The organism is Candidatus Kapaibacterium sp. (assembly GCA_023957315.1).
In the GTDB taxonomy this organism is placed as follows: Bacteria; Bacteroidota; Ignavibacteria; order Kapaibacteriales; family UBA2268; genus PGYU01.
The window spans coordinates 321,617-339,093 of sequence record JAMLHE010000003.1 but is presented as its reverse complement, the minus strand read 5'-3'; the positions used below and the strand labels follow the sequence as shown (position 1 = coordinate 339,093).

Below are 17,477 nucleotides of genomic sequence, written 5' to 3'. Positions count from 1 at the left end.
AGGAAAAGTTTTTACATTAAAAAATGTTATCGTACATCTTTTAAAAAGTTAATTTTATGTGTGTTCCTTGTTAAAATGTTAAATTATTCACAAAATATTTGCAATAATATTTCTTTAGACCTTACGTAGATAGGATTTTGATTATTAGCCATATAAAATAGTAGATAAAATGGGATTTAAACTGCATAGCAAAAGTTCAGGAGGCGGAAAAGTTGTTTCCGTTATTTTGATGTTAGTGGGTGGGCTGTTCACTGTATCAACTTGTTCAGCTCTATTTGATGCTGCCAATCCTGACAAGATGACACTTGTAATCGGGATGACTATTTTCGGCGTTGTTCCGCTTTTGGGTGGCATGATTTTGTTTCGGAAGCTCAAAAAATCCGAAAAAGATACCAATCTTGAGTTCACCGAACGCATGATATTGAGTCTTGCAAGCAAAAACAAAGGAATACTCACTGCATTCCACTTAGCCGAAAACACAACTTTTAACTTGGATGAAGCAAAGAAAATCTTAGACCAATATGTAATCAAAGGACACGCACGAATTGAAGTGAACGATAATGGTGGCATCGAATACCATTTCATATCATATCTAAAATCCTAAAATCAATTTACTATCAGTTTTTCCGTTTTGCCGTCATATCTTATGATGTAAAATCCTTGATTGATTTGATGTATATTGATTGCTTCGCCCTTTGTGAACCCACTGATAATTTTCCTCCCCAATAAATCGAAAATCTCATAATCGCCAACATAATCAGGAATATGTATGAAATCTTTTGCCGGATTGGGAAATACAGCATTTGGTGTTTGCCCGAAAATTAGGCTGTCAATCCCACAACTGTCCGAAGTGCTAATGTAAAAGAAGGATTCAAGTGGCACAATATCAAAGAACATAATCGAATCGGTTGTATAGCCTGAAGAATTGAGATTGATTCCCGAAAATGTGAAATCCGGTACTGTTACAAGAAATCTTGATTCGGCTATCTTGCCGCGACTTAGATTATCAACTCCTGCGAAAACGTAATTCAAATCACCGTGACGATATTCAATATCATCTAATCCCGAAATAGTGTAATCTGTGCTCAGATATTTCATCGAGCGAGGGTTATAAGTCATATTAACTGCGAAGTCTAAGTCCTTGATAATATGCACATTTCCGTAAATCGTATCAGCAAAATTTTTATCCAAATATATAGGGATTAATATTGTATCTCCCAATTTAGAATATATCGTGTCTGGACTTATGTATGTATCATTTATATAGTAAATCGGATTGAAAATCGGCGCATAGCCAATCCCTGTCACCATCGCCGAATCGTTGATAGTACAAGGCAATGATGATATAAAATTGAACATTGAGCCATATTGTCCCGTATTTCGCGGGCAAAATCTTATTGTCACCGTGACTGAATCTCCTACATCAATCATATCATTTTTGTCCGGTAAATATGATACAACTTCATAATAGCTTTGCAATTGCAAAACGTCAAAGCCGCTAATCGGTACATCGCCGATATTTCGGACGGAGAAAGTCAAATCTCTGCAATCCAAGACCCGCACACTGTCATAATCCATCGTCAAGAATAGATCACTCGGCAAAATTTCCAATTCGGGCTGTTGGATTATAAGCACTGCTTCGTCCAAAGCTGCAATTATATGATAAAGAATTACCTCTTCGGTATCAAAATTCATTGTGTCTAATCGAACGAGCATTGTATCACGGGTGTTCTGTTTGGGGCGGAATCTGAGTTCTGCGACAGGACGAATCGAATCCACAAAGCAGAAATTCTTGAGCAACAAATTGCTGCCAAATTCATTTTGATTGTGCGTTATTAATGGTGTATAACCTTTGCAAGGCGAGCTCAGATACTGTGAATTGTGCCCGATGTATTCCAATTTTGTTGTGTCGTAATCCAATTGAAAATTGATGTCAACGATTTCAGCAGGGAAATCTCGCGAAGAATAAACCGGAATTGTGATTTCTTCGCATGTAATAACACGGAATGTGTCTTGTTTGGAGAAATTGCTCCCAAAATGAAACGATAATCCAAAAGCAGGTGCAAATCCGCTTCCACTCAAATAAATTGTTGTGTCCATGAAAACACATTCACCATTTGGTCGGATTTTGCGAAGTGTGATTTCAGCCTTTGCTTCGTAATCACGTACAGCTCGCGGCTTGAAACCAAATTGAATTGTCGTGACTTTCCCCGTATCAATAATTGACGGGTATGAGGCTAATCCCAAATCATATTTAAGACTATCGTATGCGTAAAATACTCTTTCATCGGGCACGAATTTTATCGTGTCAATCATTACAATATCGCGATAAGGATTGAGCAAATAGTTCGGGAACCTCAATTCCGCATACTGAGGATTGGCATCTGTATCAACGCGTGTTGGGGTAAATAGGACTGCATCTCGGTTGCTCTGGTAAAGCATCGCCTGAATACCCGTCAAATATACCCTGAAATCCGATGACCATGACGAGCCTTTGGATTCAATTATAATGTTGATATTATGCGTGAGTGAATCAATATTTTGAATATCACGTGGGCAGTAGTTGATTCTTAAAATATCAGTTTTACCTGGAGGTATCGAAAATGGCAATTGGTTTCCGTTTGTTTGATAATAATCCGACGTCCAGCTGAAATAACTTACATTGGGATTGCTCAGTCCAACATCACTCAGATAAATCGAGTCAATTTCCATATCAAAAACTTTTGAACGATTTATCATCTTGATTTCGCGCTCGATACAATCGCAAGGCAAGACAAACCCAAAACTCAGTACAGTCAACGGCACTTCTAATGCAATTATTTCTGCTTCGCCTTCGAGCTTAACCGCTTTTAACGATTCGCATGGTTGGCTAATTTTGATTTCCAAATCTCCTTGATAAAATCTACTTTCACTCGGGTTGAACTGAACCATAATTTGGATTGTATCACGCGAATTAAGCGTAATATTGGTAAATCTCACCGGATTATCTATAATTACAAAGCCTACCGGAGCATTGATTGTTTCGATTGTTACAGGAAATGGCGACACATTTTCGATAACTATTTTCCGGTCTGTTGTTTCGCCCACTTCAATCTTACCATATATAACAGGAGATTCGACTGATAATTTCGGTGTCAGCGATGTGCCTCTGATTTGCATAATCCATTTTTCGCCATCATTTGTTTCATATTCGATGAATGCAATATCGCTCCTATCATTGACTAAATCGTTGGGTGTATAGCGAATCGAAAAAGTGAAACTGCTTCCTGGAGCTAAATCCAATTGTTGGGGTAATTGAGTCGGGTCAGTTATCGTAAATCGTCCGTTTGGATTATTAAATATAATATTTCGCAAATTCTGAGTTGTGGATGTACGATTAATTATTTTAATTTCGCCATCTTTAGAATTACACGCTATAACATTTTCAATTTTAAGGACTTCCGGTTCAAATGAAAATCGCTCGAGAATTCCTCTGCCCTTGACTTTTATACAACCTGACTCGTAACAACGATTCTCAAAAAAGCATAGTTCATCGGTATAGTCGGTGGTACTCGTTGGTCTGAATCCAACGGTAATATTTCGTGTAGCACCAGCCGGAATACTAAGCGTTTGTTGCCCGGAAATGAAGAATACATCGCTCTTTTTCAAATAAAATGAAACACTTAAATTTTCAGGGCTATTATTTTTGACCGGAACATCAATTAAACTCTCTTGACCAACAATGACATCACCGAAATCCAAATTCTCGATTTCAAATTGAATATCGGCAAATAATCCGTAACCACGCACGTAAATTGGTCTTCGGATAGTACAATCGCCCGATTTCACAACAATTATTATCGAATCCTGCATCAAACCGGGTTGTGTTGGTATAAATCTGAAATAATTAGGTAAATAGCCCGTGACAGGGTCTAATCGCAAAGGGAATAACCGTTGATTGCCTTGAACATCGCGCGGGTACTCAATATCAATCACATCAATAACTTCGTCCAGCAAATTCATCCAATTATATTGCGGAGCATCAGATGGGAAATCTAAACAAGAGGTCCCGAAATTGATTGAATCAAGGCGAATTTCACTCACACCCTTAGCGATTCTAATCACTTCCTTCACCTTGCCGTACAATGGAATTGCCTTAGTTGGGTCGCAAATATCTGTAGAATTAATTCTTAAAGTATCGAAATTATCACTTGTAAATCTACCCGAAACAAATCGAATATTTATTCTGAAGGTATCGCCGGGTGCTAATTGATAGGGAAGAGGTAAATGATTGATAATAAACACATTTGTCAGAACATTAGAAATCGAATTAATTGTTATTGTTTGTGGTGTACCCGTTTTAGCAGTTTGATTGATAATTGTCAAAACTGAATCAATATGTGGTTTTTCGATACAATTTGCTTTTAAAGAATCGAAATTCATTCTTAAATTCGAATATTGAAGTTGAGTAACTCGTGTTAAATTCAAATTAAATCGGTTGATAAATCTGCAACGGTCAAGCGAATAAATTCTTAATTGTGGCAAAATAGTTCCTTGGAAATCAGCATTCACAGTAACTGTAAAATAATACATGCTGTCTTTGACCATGTTATTTATCCGATTAGGTTGAATTTGAAAACCTGCTGCAAAATCAGTATTAACTAAATCAATTATTACTGATTTTCCGCAACTTGAGGTGTCCCATACCGCAAATCTATATGTACGGGGGCTTTTGCAATCTAATGTATCAATAAATGGAACAGGCCTGTCTAATGATTCGGTAAATATTGTACGCTGAATTGGACGATTACTATTCTGAATAACTGCACCACTTCTGCCGTAGCCGGTATTACCATTGTTACTTGCATCGCAAAGAATAAATTTACCGACCTCTTCATTGCACCTATAATGCACAATTAAATCAGGAATATTCCAATTTAGAGAACGATTTCTATTGCAAAAAATCTCGGCATCAGTAAAAGTTCTTGACCAAATTCTCACTTCGTCAATTTGTCCCAAAAAAGTTCTATTCATATTTTCATCATTCGAGTATGCATTAGTATTCCCGATTTTCATCGTTAATTCCGGATTTTGAGCTATTCGTAATCTTGTCGTCGGATAAGAATTATTTCTTGCAAAATTTCTTAAATTGCCGTCAATATATAATTTAATTGTCTGAGTAGCACCCTCAAATACTCCGGCTACATGATACCAAGTGTCATACAATCCGGCTACATTTGCTTTTGCAATTGTATTGTCGGTGCTCAGTAAATTAGTCGTGGGGCTATTTATTTCAAAAACGAATTCGTCATTCGGATTAATATACATAACCCAAACATCATTTACATCATTAGCGGGACCCCAAAAACCAGCAATATATTGAACTTTTCCGGCTTGTCGTTCTGGTTTTATCCACATTTCGACTGTCATTTTATCAGTGATTTTCTCTTGCGAGGGAGTATTTTCGACATCAACGTAGTGAGCCTGTTTTCCCGAACTTTGAGAGAATGTTATGGCTCTGCCTATGCAATTTAAATCAAGGTCGCATTCTGCCCTTTGGGCATAAGCATTAATTGATAATATTAAAAAAACGAGTATAAATGTGAATATTTTCATAATTACCTGATTACTATAAACTTTTTAATAATTCTTGTATTACCGACTGTGATTGCAATATTGTATTCTCCGGTATTATAAACAAAATAATTATAATTATAATTACCGCCCGGAAGTAATTCATTTGTAAATACTTCAATTCTCTGGCCAATTGTAGAATATAATTCAATAATTACTCTTGCATATTTTTTTAATTCAAATCGAATATTCAAATTTCCCGAAGATGGATTTGGATATATCAAAAAATCTTGATTTTCTGTAGGTTTAACAAACTCCCACACGCTCGTACCGCGTTTATTCAAAATACCGAGTGGCAAAAAAGTATCGCCAAATACATCACGACTCTCCTCGGGGCTTGCTCCAAGCCAAGTTTCAAGCACATCATTATAAGTTCGTCTGAAATCATATTGATGTCGGAGATTTTCAAATTCGTCCAAATCGTTCAAATCAGGCTTCCCTTCTACTCGATAATATCCGCCCTCGATAAATTCATCCGAACCGGCAAACATAAATTGCATGGATGCGGCTCCATGGTCGGTACCACGGCTGCCATTGTCATTTACCCGTCTGCCGAACTCCGAAGTTGTCATGCCAACGATTCTATCGGCAAATCCCTGTTGCTGTGCATCATCAAGGAATTCGCACACGCCGCGAGACAGATTGTTCAATAATGTATAATGCGCTCCTGTGTAGTCGAATTGCATTTGCTGGGCGTGCGAATCAAAATTGCTTAATCTCATATAAAATACGCGAGTTTGAATTCCACCGGCAATTAGCGAGGAAATTACACGGAATTTTTGTGGTAATCCGGTCGAATAATTAACCTTAATTTTATCTTTACCTTTTTCATATGCTTCTTTTACTACTTGTGCATATTTTTCAGATTGTTCTGCTACTACGTGAATAAAATTAAATTCACGTTCGTGAAAGTTGTCAGTAGGTGTATGAAATCTCAATGACTTAGGCTTTAAACCCTCACCAAGTTGATAAAATCTTTCAGGATTTTGCAAAGAAACTCCCATATCGCCTTTTGAACTTTTCAGCATCAACGGAATTGTGCCTTCGAGCGAAATAGCAATTGGATGAGCAGGAATATCGTCAGGATAATTATTTAATATTTTAGCAAAATATCGTCCCAACCAACCTTCGAGTAGTTTTTCATTAGGGTCGGAACTATTTATTCCGCTATGCCAAATATCGCTGCTCCGAAAATGCGACAAAGTTGGGTTGTCATACCCAATTCCTTGAACTACAGCAAGTTTTCCGGTTGCCATTAAATTCATCATACCACCGTTATGTACACCGTCAATTAATCCACTATTTAAAAATAAATCCGAATCACCAAATTGTATAGCGAATTCTTTCGGAATATGCAAATTCGGACGTAATTCGAGATATAATTCCTCTTGGTCATAGGGTATAATCGTATTCAATCCGTCGTTTCCGCCAAATAATTCAATAATTATTAAAATATTTTGGCTATCCGTATTCATAAACTCTTCCACACTGCGTTCTTTCGCGTACGATTTTTTGTTCATCAGAGCAACTCCGGCAGAAGCCGCTGCTGTATTTATTATAAATTCTCTTCTTTTCATTTTTGGCTCCTTAAATTAGATGAAAATCAGGTGAAAGAATTATTTCGCTCATAAAAGCTCTCATACCTGCTGTTACCGCAGGTGATGAATTATTTACTTCATTCGTCCAATTTTGTGCAGATATTCCGTTTAATAATTTATCCTTGAAAAAAACCACTCTGTCGCTTTCAATCGTCTTTGGCAAAAAATATGACAAAATATCATTTAAAAATAAATCTATATCTGAATAATTAAATTCTTTAATTAGCGATATTAGTTGTGCGTGATTTGTCATATCCAATATATCAATTGCATATTTTCTTCTCAGTGGGTAAGTTTTAGTGCTTATCCAGCTGCGATAACCTTTCCAACTGCCAACATTCGGCGGATTATATAATTCCTGCTCAATATCATCACAAGCAGTACTTGCCATTGGCTGAGTTCCGATTTTATATGCTGTCCTTAATTGTCTTTCAAGCCCCACAATGAATTCGGGTGGAGTTTTAATTTGGCACCCGATTATATTTTCATCATAAAAATGTTTGCTTTTAAATAATTTAGCAAATACGGGTTTTAATTCAAAATCATTTTGTATAAATGTATTTGCTAATTCATTAATAATTTGTTCATTAGTATCGCCGGGACTACTATAAACAAAATAATTATATATTTTTGTGCAAATAAATTTTGCAATTGGCAATGGGCGCTGTTCAATTAAAATATTAATCATACGCCTGACTTCTTCTTCCTTTACTAAGTCTTCAGAATTTTGCGAAGTATCCCTCGCCGGAATTGTTTCCCCAAAAATCGTTTTGGCACCAATGTCATGCAAATCGGGCATAAAATATGATTCAAATTGACCGTTTGGTTTCGGCGTGAAGGCATGTGCAGCGACTCTGAATCCGGTCAAAACCCTTGCCATTTCACGAATATCGCCTTCGGAATAATTACCGATTCCCATAGTAAATAACTCTAATAATTCGCGAGGATAATTTTCATTTGGCGAATCCTTTGTGCTAAAATTTACGCTTTGATATAGCAGCATAGCACCATTCAAGGTATTATCGAACGCCATATCGCGATAATTTCCAATTCTATTGCGTCGCAACATCTGATTATTTCGATATAGCAATGGCGGCGGAATCAGTTCCAGAGTGTCATATGCGAATTCGATACACCAAACGGTTGACCAAAAAAGAGTTAACTTCTCGAAAAAAGGTGCTTCCTCGATTCGCATTTGTTCCAACCACCAAGACTTCAGTTCACCGTGTCTCGTGGCATGGCGACCCTCAATTGCACCCCGAATTTGAATCGGAAGTCCGTCTCTCGGGTTTTCCTCAGCGGTATCAAGCCAACCTAAATCTTCATATCCGTCGGGAAGTGCTTCAGTGCCATCTCCCAAAATGCGTTCGACTGCTTCGCTCACGCTCAACCCTGTAAATTCATCAATCAACTGTTTTGTGGGTCCGAATGTAACTCGTCGCAATAGATGTGATGCGGCGGCTTTGTCCAAGGGTGCAGCATATTCATCTAAAGACATCAGCGAATCAGAATATTTCTTCTGAATTTCCAATTTTAAGCTCAAAAAATTACGTCTTTTCATTATAATCTCCATCTAATTTATTTATCAATCGGAGTTTTAACTTCGATTAGAACTGTTCTGTTATAAAATCGTCCTTCAGGTAACTTATTGTCATATCTCGGTTTATCTGAACCAATCCCAACCACGTTTACGAAGTTTGTATTGGGCAAAACTGAGTTAATTATTTGTTGAGTATTGTCTGCTCTGCGTTGTGATAAGGTCATATTGTATTCCTGACCGCCTAACATATCTGTTGTTCCTGTAATAAAAATATCAGAATTCGGCTTAATTGCATCTTTTGAAAATTCGGCTACTAAGTTCCGATTTGGGTTACTCATTGTAGCTTTATCGAAATCAAAAACAATTAAATTCAATCTCCCTATTTCAAATTTCTCCGTTTCGATTTTTATATTCAACGGAATCTCGTATTTCTCAGTCGTGTCCTTGCTTTCAGCGTTGACAACTAATTTAATATTTTCGCTTTTTGATTTTGAAATTATTTCTCTGAAAATATCCGATTTTACATTATAATTTGCTTTATAATATCTTGAATCAATTTCTTTTTGTATTTTATTTGAAAAATAATTTCTATCAGACGTTTCTATCTGATATTCAAGTTTTGTATTTCTATTAAGCTCCAAATTAAAGTGCAAATCTTCAGGGTTGTAGTTATATTCCGAAAATTGGCTATGCAAAACCGGAGCTAAAATATCAGGATTTTCAGAGAAAAGCTCCACTCGACGATTTTCCGAAGCAGCTTCTTCGTAGTCGAAATTAGTAAAATTATTCGGTATATCTCCCGATTCGATTAACAAACGTTCGCTTGGAATATTCCATTTGGACGAAAAATATTTTGCAACTGACTTTGCCCTTGATTCAGCCAATGATTTCCGCTCATCTAAGGAAGCATTTTCTTTACCGTCTGAATAGCCCACAATTCGGATTTTTGAGTCGCTTTTACTCAATCTTTTACCAATTATATCCAAGCTATTGTAATAAATTGTCATAGTCTCTTTGTTCAGTTTTTGTTCATCAAAACTCGAGGCGGCTATATTTGATACATATTTATTGTCGAGTTCCTTAGAATTCTCATCGAAAAAATAGTAGGGCAAAATCGGGAAAGTCTGTGTTACGATTGTCTCTTTTACATTAATTGGATTCGCCGAAACGCTCAAAATAATTTTCTCTTTCGGAGGAATAATTTCTGCGATTGGCTCAATTTCTTTTTCAATTGGCTTAATTTCAGGTTCAATTTTCTTTGGAACTTCGGGTTTAGTGCCACCGAAATGATAGCTTAATCCCGCATTAGCCCTGACAATATCAGATTTCTGCTCAATGTCCGACAACGCAGAATTTATGCCATATCGATAGCCAAGCTCGAAATCAACGCTCCAATTATCGCCCAAATACATGTTGTACATCAGTGCTGCACCCGCTCCCAAGGAAGTTGATGCCGTTTTCAATTCGCCCGATTCATTCATTCTGCTTTGCGAACCATCGGAAAACGCCACACTCGAAGGCGATGACACTGCCTCTTTTAGCGTATAGTCACTCTTCACTAAGGGATTTCCGGCATCGAACGACAATCTCAACGCGACCGGAATCGCCGAAATAGGGTAGATGTTCACGCCTAAATCAAGGATGACATAGTCCAAAGTGCCGTCGTAGTAGTGGCTTCGGACGAAGGGTACGTACTCATCGCTTACGGGGTCGATTACCTCAAAGCAATCACTGCTGCCGGTCATGCCGAATGGGCGATTATCAAACATCAGCCTGCCTTCGAGTGAAATCAAGCCGGGTATCAGCCTGAATCCCAGCTTCAATGCTGCGTTTATGCCCTGTGCAGTTCCCGTATCAAACTCGCCACACTTCGGGTCCGACTTGATGTAGGGCTTCTCTGTGGTGTTGTAAATGTAGTTGCTACCGGCGCTAACACCGATGTAGTAAATATTCTCATCTGCCCCCGAAAGTCTCGAAGTCGTTATCTGGAGCAGCAAACCAACGCAAATCACATGTAGTATTAACTTCAACTTAACTTTAACCTTTAGTTACCAAATCAAAATATTAACTTAAACATATTTTGCGTACTACGCAAATACTATTTTAATTATTTATCTACACACCAAACAAAATTTAGTTGCAATCTTTTTAAATTAATTGAATATTAAAAATATTTAATGAATTTAAATCACACCCTTTTATTAGACGAATTTTAGAAAATAAAAAAATGGGCTCTTGATTGACAGGAGCCCATTATATTTGTGTAAAAATCTGAGATATATTATTAATCAATATTAATTTACGTTAAATTCACTTTCCATTTTCAGAGCAGTTGGAAACAAAATATTGTTCTCCAAATGAATATGGAAATGCAAATCGCTCTCAAATTCTTTCAAAAGTGAATATGCAACTCTGTAAGTAGTACATCCGTCAGCCGGTGTTGCATAGTTATTGCTTAGTTCGGCTATCTTACGGAATCTGTCGCCTTCGGTCTCGTGCTCTTGCATCATTATCTCGATTGGATTTTGAATACCGCCGATGTTGTTTGGTGCTTCAGAACTATTCAATTTTGATGCCACCATTTTCCTGACAATTGGGAACAGCACTTGCTCTTCTTTTTCCATATGCAACGATAATTGTTCGGCAGAAGCTGAAAATTCCGACCTAATCTCGAAAAGTTCAGGATGATTTCCGCCGTGAACTTCGCATAATTTATCGAGAAATTGCAACAACGCGGGAATCGTTTGGCGAACATATCTATGGTGTTTCCGTTCGATATAATCAGCTAACAAATCGGGCTCCCAAGTCCGAAAATCAATTGAGCTGCCATTTGACTGCTTGACGGCATCATTTAGTTCATTGAGCAAGGCATCAGGGGAAATATTTTTCTTCTGCGAAACTTCCTCGATAGTACGTCCGCCTTTGCAGCAGAAGTCTATTCCGTACTTCTGGAAAACTGTGGCTGTACGGTAGTCATTCGCTACGAACGAGCCAATCGTTTGTGATGTATTCAAATCCATTCTAATCTCCATTTATATTACAAATTATATTCAAAATTTCCGAAACCCATGTCTCGGTCTATATTTCTAAACTATTTCAAAGCCACTTTTCAACAAAAATCCAAACACTCCCAAACAAGACTATTATATCTGATTAGTATTGTATGGAACAAACGAAAAATTTTCACTTGCAAATTTGTACTCTTTTATATATGTTTGTAAGGGTAAAATATTATGGAAAATTGAAATGAGAAAAGTTTTAAAAAGTATCAGATTTAGTGTAATTGCATTAGTACTTATCTTAGTATACTCTTGCTCTGATCCGATACAAAATTATCAAACCGGAAATGTCATAGTTACTGTACCATATTCAAATTCATTGAATGGAGTTTCATACAATGATATTATACTCGGTATTTATCCAGTGAATGTTGATTTTCATGAGAAAAATGCACTTCAGTACAAAAATTTGAATTCAGGACAAGTAGAATTTACCAGTTTACTTCTAGATACTTATGCAGTTGCTATATACAATCTTTCAAATAATTACCATAATAGAACATATAAGTTTGTCCAAGTAATCGGAGGTAAAACAACCAGTTATAATTTATATTGATAAATTATAAGTTATCAAGTTTGTACAAATATAGTAATTTTACAATATATAACTAGTTCTTTTTGGACACGCCCAATGTGTCCCTTATTTTTTTCTTATAATTTTCACTCTACTTCATCGTTTGATTTATTTAATATATAAAAAAGGTTTGCAAAATGAAAGAAGAAGATTTAGAATTATATCAATTGAAGGATTTACTTGCTCTTGTGACAGAGTCCAATATTCACAGTGAAATTTCATCCGGTGAAGCAGTTGGAAATGAAGTATGGTGAATTCCCCCTCCCAAACCCAAAAATTTCTTCAGCTTTTTGAGTGAGAAATGTGGGACTCTAAAATTTTGAGGCTTCATGTTCGTATTCTAACTTTTGATTAAACATGGAAACAGAAAATATGAAAAAAATTTTGTACGCAGCAGTAATCATGGTGATGGCAGTAGTCAGTGTTTTCGCCCAAGATGAAAGATTAGATGACTTCACTTTCGATACGGAGCCCATCCAACGCGAGAGTATCCCTTATTTTGCCGTAGCAGGTGGTGCCATTGTGGGTTTCCATTTCGGCAATTATGACGACCTGAACGCCCAACTTGCAAAACATTTTCCTGACATCGCACCTTTTGAGGGGCAATTGACTCTTTGGGGTGCTCAAGGCTTCACAGGGACAGTGTTTGTGCCTAATTTGAGAATCGGTTTCTTCGGGATGAGTGGCAAAAAGACTCAAACTGCCGACATAACAAGCGATGGCGTTACAAGAACTCAATATGTGGACTATTCTATCGGACAGTCCGGATTGACACTGGATTACGCATGGGTGCCATTCAAATCCTTCGCAATTTTGCCGGGTGTATCGGTTGGACGCGGGCAGCTAAGCGTTGAAACTTACCATACTGCAAGCGGATTGGATTGGAATGAATTCCGTCCGACACCGACAAATCAATCGAATTTGCAACATTTGGAAAACGGCTATTGGTTCGTAAAGCCTGAATTGTACTTCGAATATGCCCTCACGAATTTCTTGATGTTCCGTGCAAGTGCTGCATACAACATGACTTTCGGGTCAGACTGGAAGTATAACAACGAATCGGACATTGCGAATATGCCCGATTCATTCAACGCAAATGCCTTGCAAGTGCAAGTAGGTTTGTTCCTTGGTCTATTCAACTATTAAAAAATGCTTGTCGGTAAAAAGAAAAGTATTATATTTGTAGTCCGTTTTGATTGCAAAATGGAAAACCAAGTGGGGGCCTGTAGCTCAGTTGGTTAGAGCAGCGGACTCATAATCCGCTGGCCGGGGGTTCAAGTCCCTCCGGGCCCACAAAAACGATTTTGTAGTATTCTGAAACCTTGACACCGTCAGGGTTTTCTTTTTTAGTGCAAAAAAACGTGGATTATACGTGGACTATTTTGCAAATATTGTTATTGATTCACTAAACTTTCAATCACTTTGCCACCTAATGCCGTTACGTAATGTTCTCGCTGCACGACTTGCGTATGTCCAAGCAATTCCGCTACAATGTGAGGTGCAATGCCAACTACTTTGATTAGATGATTCTCTCGCCAAGCCCGAATAGGGTGGAAGCCCTTATCTACATTAATCCCTAACTCACGTTTTGCAGTCCTTAGATGTTCATGAGGGTGAACACTCGCTATCCAAGGGAACATCTTTCCTGTCGTTTTATCCATGCAAGTGTCTTGAATGCCCTCTACGATGTCAAATAACTCAGGGAATATGCTCATTGGGAATTCCCTCGTCTTGACTTTCATTTTTGAAGTGCCTTTACCATGGATAGTAATTATATTATTTTGCTTATCTATGTCTGTATTAAAGAAACGAAGCGATTCCACCAATCTTACCCCTGTAACAGCGTGATAGCGACACAAATAATACATGTCATACTTCTGCTTTGCCTTGAAATAATTTATAATCGCTAAAACCTGCTCTGTGGTGTAGCTTATCTTTTTGTAATTTACAATTTCAGGAATTGAATCAATCAACACCGGATTGTATTTAATCATACCACGACTATGAGCATATTTGAATACTCGCGATAAATGGCTTGTCAGTTTACGAATGTAATTAGGATGATATTGCCGTTTAATGCCAACCAATTTATCTTCAATATGATTCCGGATTTTGTCAATATCTTCCAGATAGAAATCAGAATCTTCAAAAAAGTACTTTAATGTTCTGTCGGTCAAATACTTTGTGCTTATCGGGAACTCCTGATAAAACAGCTTATAATACTTATCTACTAAGTCGCTTAACATCACAGGTTCATTCGATACGCTTCCAATTGTTTCATCCTTAATTTTAGTTGTAAAATGAAAATCAATAGCTTTTTCAAGTTCCTGAAGTGCATATTCTTTGTTGCCGGGAGTCCAAGGAATGCCTAAACTGAACCGAAATCTGAATGGATTCAGATCCGATTTTATGATATGTACATGCACACGGTCATCACGGCGGTAACAATAACCGAAATAGTAATATCTATGACCCTTACGTAAATACCAACGGTCACTACTTTGGGTTCTTGGTCTTGACATCAGTTTAACCTTTCCGCAAAGTATAACAGCTTAATCTTTTGTTCCAATCGCTCCATCATTTTACTAAGCTCTTCAGATTTGCTTTTGAATCGTAGTTCATACTTTGTGGGTTCACCTATGCCGGCAATATAATCCATTGGTTGCAACTCCAATTCCGGGTGTTGGCTAAGTATCAATTTATCTGGCAGTTTTGACAATACAACGTCAATTTGTTCCTCATCAAACTGAGGGCAAAAGTGAATCAAATCTTGCCGTGAAAGACTCAATAAAGTATCCTTGATTCGCTTTTTATCTACAATCCATATATCAGTACCCTCTGAGTAACCAAATTCAAACCAATAGGGACCATTAGGGGAACTTTGATACAATTTGATATTAGTTATAAACTTGCATCCCCATCCCGGTTTTGGACATGGTTGTGATAAGTGGCATTTGAATATTTGCTCGAGATGATTGAAGTCTTGATAATACAGCTTACGACGGTTCATAAATGCCGAGAAGCTTTTAAGATGCCCTGCGGTGTGATAAATAGACATTATAACATCAATGTTTTCGATGATTTCATAACCTTGATAGGCGAATGTGAGCGTGCTCTCTTTCGCCGTCATATATTCGTGTTCAGCATATTGCGAATGCAAGTTGCTGACCGCTTCTGACTTAAGTCCAATTGTAATTCTTATCTTAATTTGCTCGAAATTTACCATTGTCCTGCTCGGTAGAGTTCTTGTAAATCACCAAACCTTGCTTATTAAAAGCATACATCCCATTTTCGCCGCTAAGTAACCAATCTAATGAACAGCCTGTATTGTAGATTTTAATTAAATCACTTAATGTTGGCTCGAATTCGCCATCAAACCAAGACTTAATAGTTGTCAATGGAATTCCGGACTTCACGGCAAACGTGTTGAAGTCTGTATAATTCGCTTCGATAAAGTTCAATAATCTATCAATCATAAGCATTCCAAGAAAAAAAGTACAAATTTCATTAAAAAAGCGGTGCAATATAACACAAATCAGAATAAAAATAAACACAGAAGTATCAACAAATGTAGAAAATAATATTAAGAATCGCTTTTGTTATGTGATAATTAATACTTATGTTTGCTTATTAACAAGTGATTACGGAGCTATATTTGTTCAGAGTACAGTTATTGAATCATTCAGGTGAAAAGCAATATGAACATTCAGATGAATCTTATGTTAAGGTTTTGCATATGTATCTGGATAAAAAACGTACCATACGTGAAAAGAAGCAACAGTATTTAGAATTGTTGTATGATGATATAGTTTTTGCTCGGTATGACCTAAAAAATGGCGTCATAAACCGTGAAACTGTCAACGGTGGTTCATTGTATAAAGCGATGTATTCAGTAGAGGAGCTATCGGAAATGTTTGGTGTCTCTACTGCTCGAATAGAACAACTGAGAACAGGTACAGCAAAAACTTACAAAGATACAAAGTATGAATACGCTCCAATCTTGGTAGAGAATGAACATTATGCTCGATTTCAAAGACGGTATTATTACAATTCTGAAGCTATAAAAGTTCTAAGGGCGTATTTTCACAAATGACAAAGCTGATTATCATATTCCTATTCGTTTGCTCGGTAGCAACTGCCACCGAAAATGTTCATATTTTGCTCGGCACACCCACTAATCCAAACCAACAAGACTACATCATCATACGCCCTCAATACGTTGTTGGTTATAATCCGGAAAAAGGAATTCCAAATTGGGTAAGTTGGAATATGAATGCAGATTGGTTCGGTGATGTTGAACGATATTCAGGTAGCTTTATTCGCGATACATCATTGCCGTTGGGAATGTACCGTGTTAAACATGCTGATTATACAAACTCTGGTTACGATAGGGGTCATATGGTACGAAGTGAAGAGCGTACTGCAACCGTTGAAGATAACAAATCTACATTTATTATAACAAACGTGGCGCCACAAACTCCAGACCTTAATCGTGGTGTTTGGCTTGATTTCGAATACTTCCTTGAAGATTTATGCAAGATTGACAATAGGGAGCTTTATGTAATGGCAGGTAGTTATTGTGTTGTTAATAATACTTTGCTCGATGAAGGATTGGTTGTGATTCCTGAGAGTTATTATAAAATAGCGGTAATGCTCGATAAGGGGAGAGGCTTATCGGATGTTACTACGAATACAACTGTTTATGCTGTATTGATGCCAAATATTGATGGCGTAAGAAGTGATAAATGGTCAAAATATCAAACAACTGTTGATAATATTGAGTTTATTACCGGGTATGATTTTCTTAACCTTGTACCAAGTGAAATTCAAGATGTAATCGAATCAGGGAGTACATCTGTTAGTAGTATGGCATTAACCGATTTCAAACTATATCCAAACCCTACGAAGTCCTTGATTACGATTGAGGGATTCGACAATGTTCCGTATTGTTATGTGTTTGATACTTTGGGTCGGTTAGTGCTTACTGCTAATATTGAGTTTTCGCCTTATGTAATTGACTTGTCAAATCTTGACAACGGAGTTTATCTGCTGAAGTGTGGGGAAGTGGTCCGGGTGGTAGGGAAGTATTAGGG

The 17,477-nt window shown here is 37.2% G+C and carries 13 protein-coding genes and 1 tRNA gene; 6 read left to right on the top strand and 8 right to left on the bottom strand.

Going from position 1 to position 17,477, the window contains the following annotated elements:
- Positions 1 to 169 precede the first annotated feature (169 nt).
- Positions 170 to 604: a hypothetical protein gene (locus tag M9949_05090; protein ID MCO5250782.1), complete on the top strand. Its 435-nt coding sequence runs from the start codon at positions 170 to 172 to the stop codon at positions 602 to 604.
- A 2-nt stretch (positions 605 to 606) separates the two neighbouring features.
- On the opposite strand, the gene M9949_05085 is transcribed toward M9949_05090, so the two are convergent.
- The 5 genes from M9949_05085 to ric all read right to left on the bottom strand — a co-directional run bounded on the left by M9949_05085 (position 607) and on the right by ric (position 11,771).
- Positions 607 to 5,595, bottom strand: coding sequence for a T9SS type A sorting domain-containing protein (locus tag M9949_05085; GenBank protein ID MCO5250781.1), 4,989 nt, complete (start codon positions 5,593 to 5,595; stop codon positions 607 to 609).
- Positions 5,596 to 5,597: 2 nt separating this feature from the next.
- Positions 5,598 to 7,190 carry a DUF1501 domain-containing protein gene (locus M9949_05080; GenBank protein ID MCO5250780.1) on the bottom strand — a complete coding sequence of 531 codons (1,593 nt, stop codon included), beginning with the start codon at positions 7,188 to 7,190 and terminating at the stop codon, positions 5,598 to 5,600.
- Between the two features lie 10 nt (positions 7,191 to 7,200).
- Positions 7,201 to 8,772 carry a DUF1800 domain-containing protein gene (locus M9949_05075; protein ID MCO5250779.1) on the bottom strand — a complete coding sequence of 524 codons (1,572 nt, stop codon included), beginning with the start codon at positions 8,770 to 8,772 and terminating at the stop codon, positions 7,201 to 7,203.
- Between the two features lie 17 nt (positions 8,773 to 8,789).
- Positions 8,790 to 10,781, bottom strand: a complete 1,992-nt coding sequence (locus M9949_05070) for an OmpA family protein (protein MCO5250778.1) — start codon at positions 10,779 to 10,781, stop codon at positions 8,790 to 8,792.
- 264 nt (positions 10,782 to 11,045) lie between these two features.
- On the bottom strand, positions 11,046 to 11,771 hold the full coding sequence (gene ric / locus M9949_05065) for an iron-sulfur cluster repair di-iron protein (protein MCO5250777.1): 726 nt from the start codon (positions 11,769 to 11,771) through the stop codon (positions 11,046 to 11,048).
- Positions 11,772 to 11,997: 226 nt separating this feature from the next.
- Here ric and M9949_05060 point away from each other — a divergent pair, with 226 nt between their 5' ends.
- The 3 genes from M9949_05060 to M9949_05050 all read left to right on the top strand — a co-directional run bounded on the left by M9949_05060 (position 11,998) and on the right by M9949_05050 (position 13,677).
- Positions 11,998 to 12,366: a hypothetical protein gene (locus M9949_05060; protein ID MCO5250776.1), complete on the top strand. Its 369-nt coding sequence runs from the start codon at positions 11,998 to 12,000 to the stop codon at positions 12,364 to 12,366.
- Positions 12,367 to 12,756: 390 nt separating this feature from the next.
- Positions 12,757 to 13,530, top strand: a complete 774-nt coding sequence (locus tag M9949_05055) for a hypothetical protein (protein MCO5250775.1) — start codon at positions 12,757 to 12,759, stop codon at positions 13,528 to 13,530.
- 73 nt (positions 13,531 to 13,603) lie between these two features.
- A tRNA-Ile gene (locus M9949_05050) sits at positions 13,604 to 13,677 on the top strand.
- Between the two features lie 101 nt (positions 13,678 to 13,778).
- Here M9949_05050 and M9949_05045 read toward each other — a convergent pair.
- From M9949_05045 to M9949_05035, 3 genes are read right to left on the bottom strand one after another with little or no spacing between them, the layout of a single operon-like run.
- Positions 13,779 to 14,906 carry a tyrosine-type recombinase/integrase gene (locus tag M9949_05045; protein MCO5250774.1) on the bottom strand — a complete coding sequence of 376 codons (1,128 nt, stop codon included), beginning with the start codon at positions 14,904 to 14,906 and terminating at the stop codon, positions 13,779 to 13,781.
- Entirely contained in the window at positions 14,906 to 15,610 is a 705-nt protein-coding gene (locus M9949_05040) for a hypothetical protein (protein ID MCO5250773.1), read from the bottom strand. The genes M9949_05045 and M9949_05040 overlap by 1 nt, the downstream gene beginning before the upstream one ends.
- Complete coding sequence (locus M9949_05035) at positions 15,588 to 15,860, bottom strand: helix-turn-helix domain-containing protein (GenBank protein ID MCO5250772.1); 273 nt, start codon at positions 15,858 to 15,860, stop codon at positions 15,588 to 15,590. The genes M9949_05040 and M9949_05035 overlap by 23 nt, the downstream gene beginning before the upstream one ends.
- Before the next feature lie 179 nt (positions 15,861 to 16,039).
- On the opposite strand from M9949_05035, the gene M9949_05030 reads away from it, so the two are divergent.
- Both M9949_05030 and M9949_05025 read left to right on the top strand, forming a co-directional pair.
- Positions 16,040 to 16,477, top strand: a complete 438-nt coding sequence (locus M9949_05030) for a hypothetical protein (GenBank protein ID MCO5250771.1) — start codon at positions 16,040 to 16,042, stop codon at positions 16,475 to 16,477.
- Complete coding sequence (locus M9949_05025; GenBank protein ID MCO5250770.1) at positions 16,474 to 17,475, top strand: DNA/RNA non-specific endonuclease; 1,002 nt, start codon at positions 16,474 to 16,476, stop codon at positions 17,473 to 17,475. Before M9949_05030 ends, M9949_05025 begins: the two co-directional genes overlap by 4 nt.
- The last annotated feature ends 2 nt before the right edge of the window (positions 17,476 to 17,477 follow it).

Excerpts from the sequence above, each read along its gene's own strand:
- M9949_05090 (MCO5250782.1), top strand. The coding sequence starts at position 170 with ATGGGATTTAAACTGCATAGCAAAAGTTCAGGAGGCGGAAAAGTTGTT.
- M9949_05085 (MCO5250781.1), bottom strand. The coding sequence starts at position 5,595 with ATGAAAATATTCACATTTATACTCGTTTTTTTAATATTATCAATTAAT.
- M9949_05080 (MCO5250780.1), bottom strand. The coding sequence starts at position 7,190 with ATGAAAAGAAGAGAATTTATAATAAATACAGCAGCGGCTTCTGCCGGA.
- M9949_05075 (MCO5250779.1), bottom strand. The coding sequence starts at position 8,772 with ATGAAAAGACGTAATTTTTTGAGCTTAAAATTGGAAATTCAGAAGAAA.
- ric (MCO5250777.1), bottom strand. The coding sequence starts at position 11,771 with ATGGATTTGAATACATCACAAACGATTGGCTCGTTCGTAGCGAATGAC.
- M9949_05060 (MCO5250776.1), top strand. The coding sequence starts at position 11,998 with ATGAGAAAAGTTTTAAAAAGTATCAGATTTAGTGTAATTGCATTAGTA.
- M9949_05055 (MCO5250775.1), top strand. The coding sequence starts at position 12,757 with ATGAAAAAAATTTTGTACGCAGCAGTAATCATGGTGATGGCAGTAGTC.
- M9949_05045 (MCO5250774.1), bottom strand. The coding sequence starts at position 14,906 with ATGTCAAGACCAAGAACCCAAAGTAGTGACCGTTGGTATTTACGTAAG.
- M9949_05040 (MCO5250773.1), bottom strand. The coding sequence starts at position 15,610 with ATGGTAAATTTCGAGCAAATTAAGATAAGAATTACAATTGGACTTAAG.
- M9949_05035 (MCO5250772.1), bottom strand. The coding sequence starts at position 15,860 with ATGATTGATAGATTATTGAACTTTATCGAAGCGAATTATACAGACTTC.
- M9949_05025 (MCO5250770.1), top strand. The coding sequence starts at position 16,474 with ATGACAAAGCTGATTATCATATTCCTATTCGTTTGCTCGGTAGCAACT.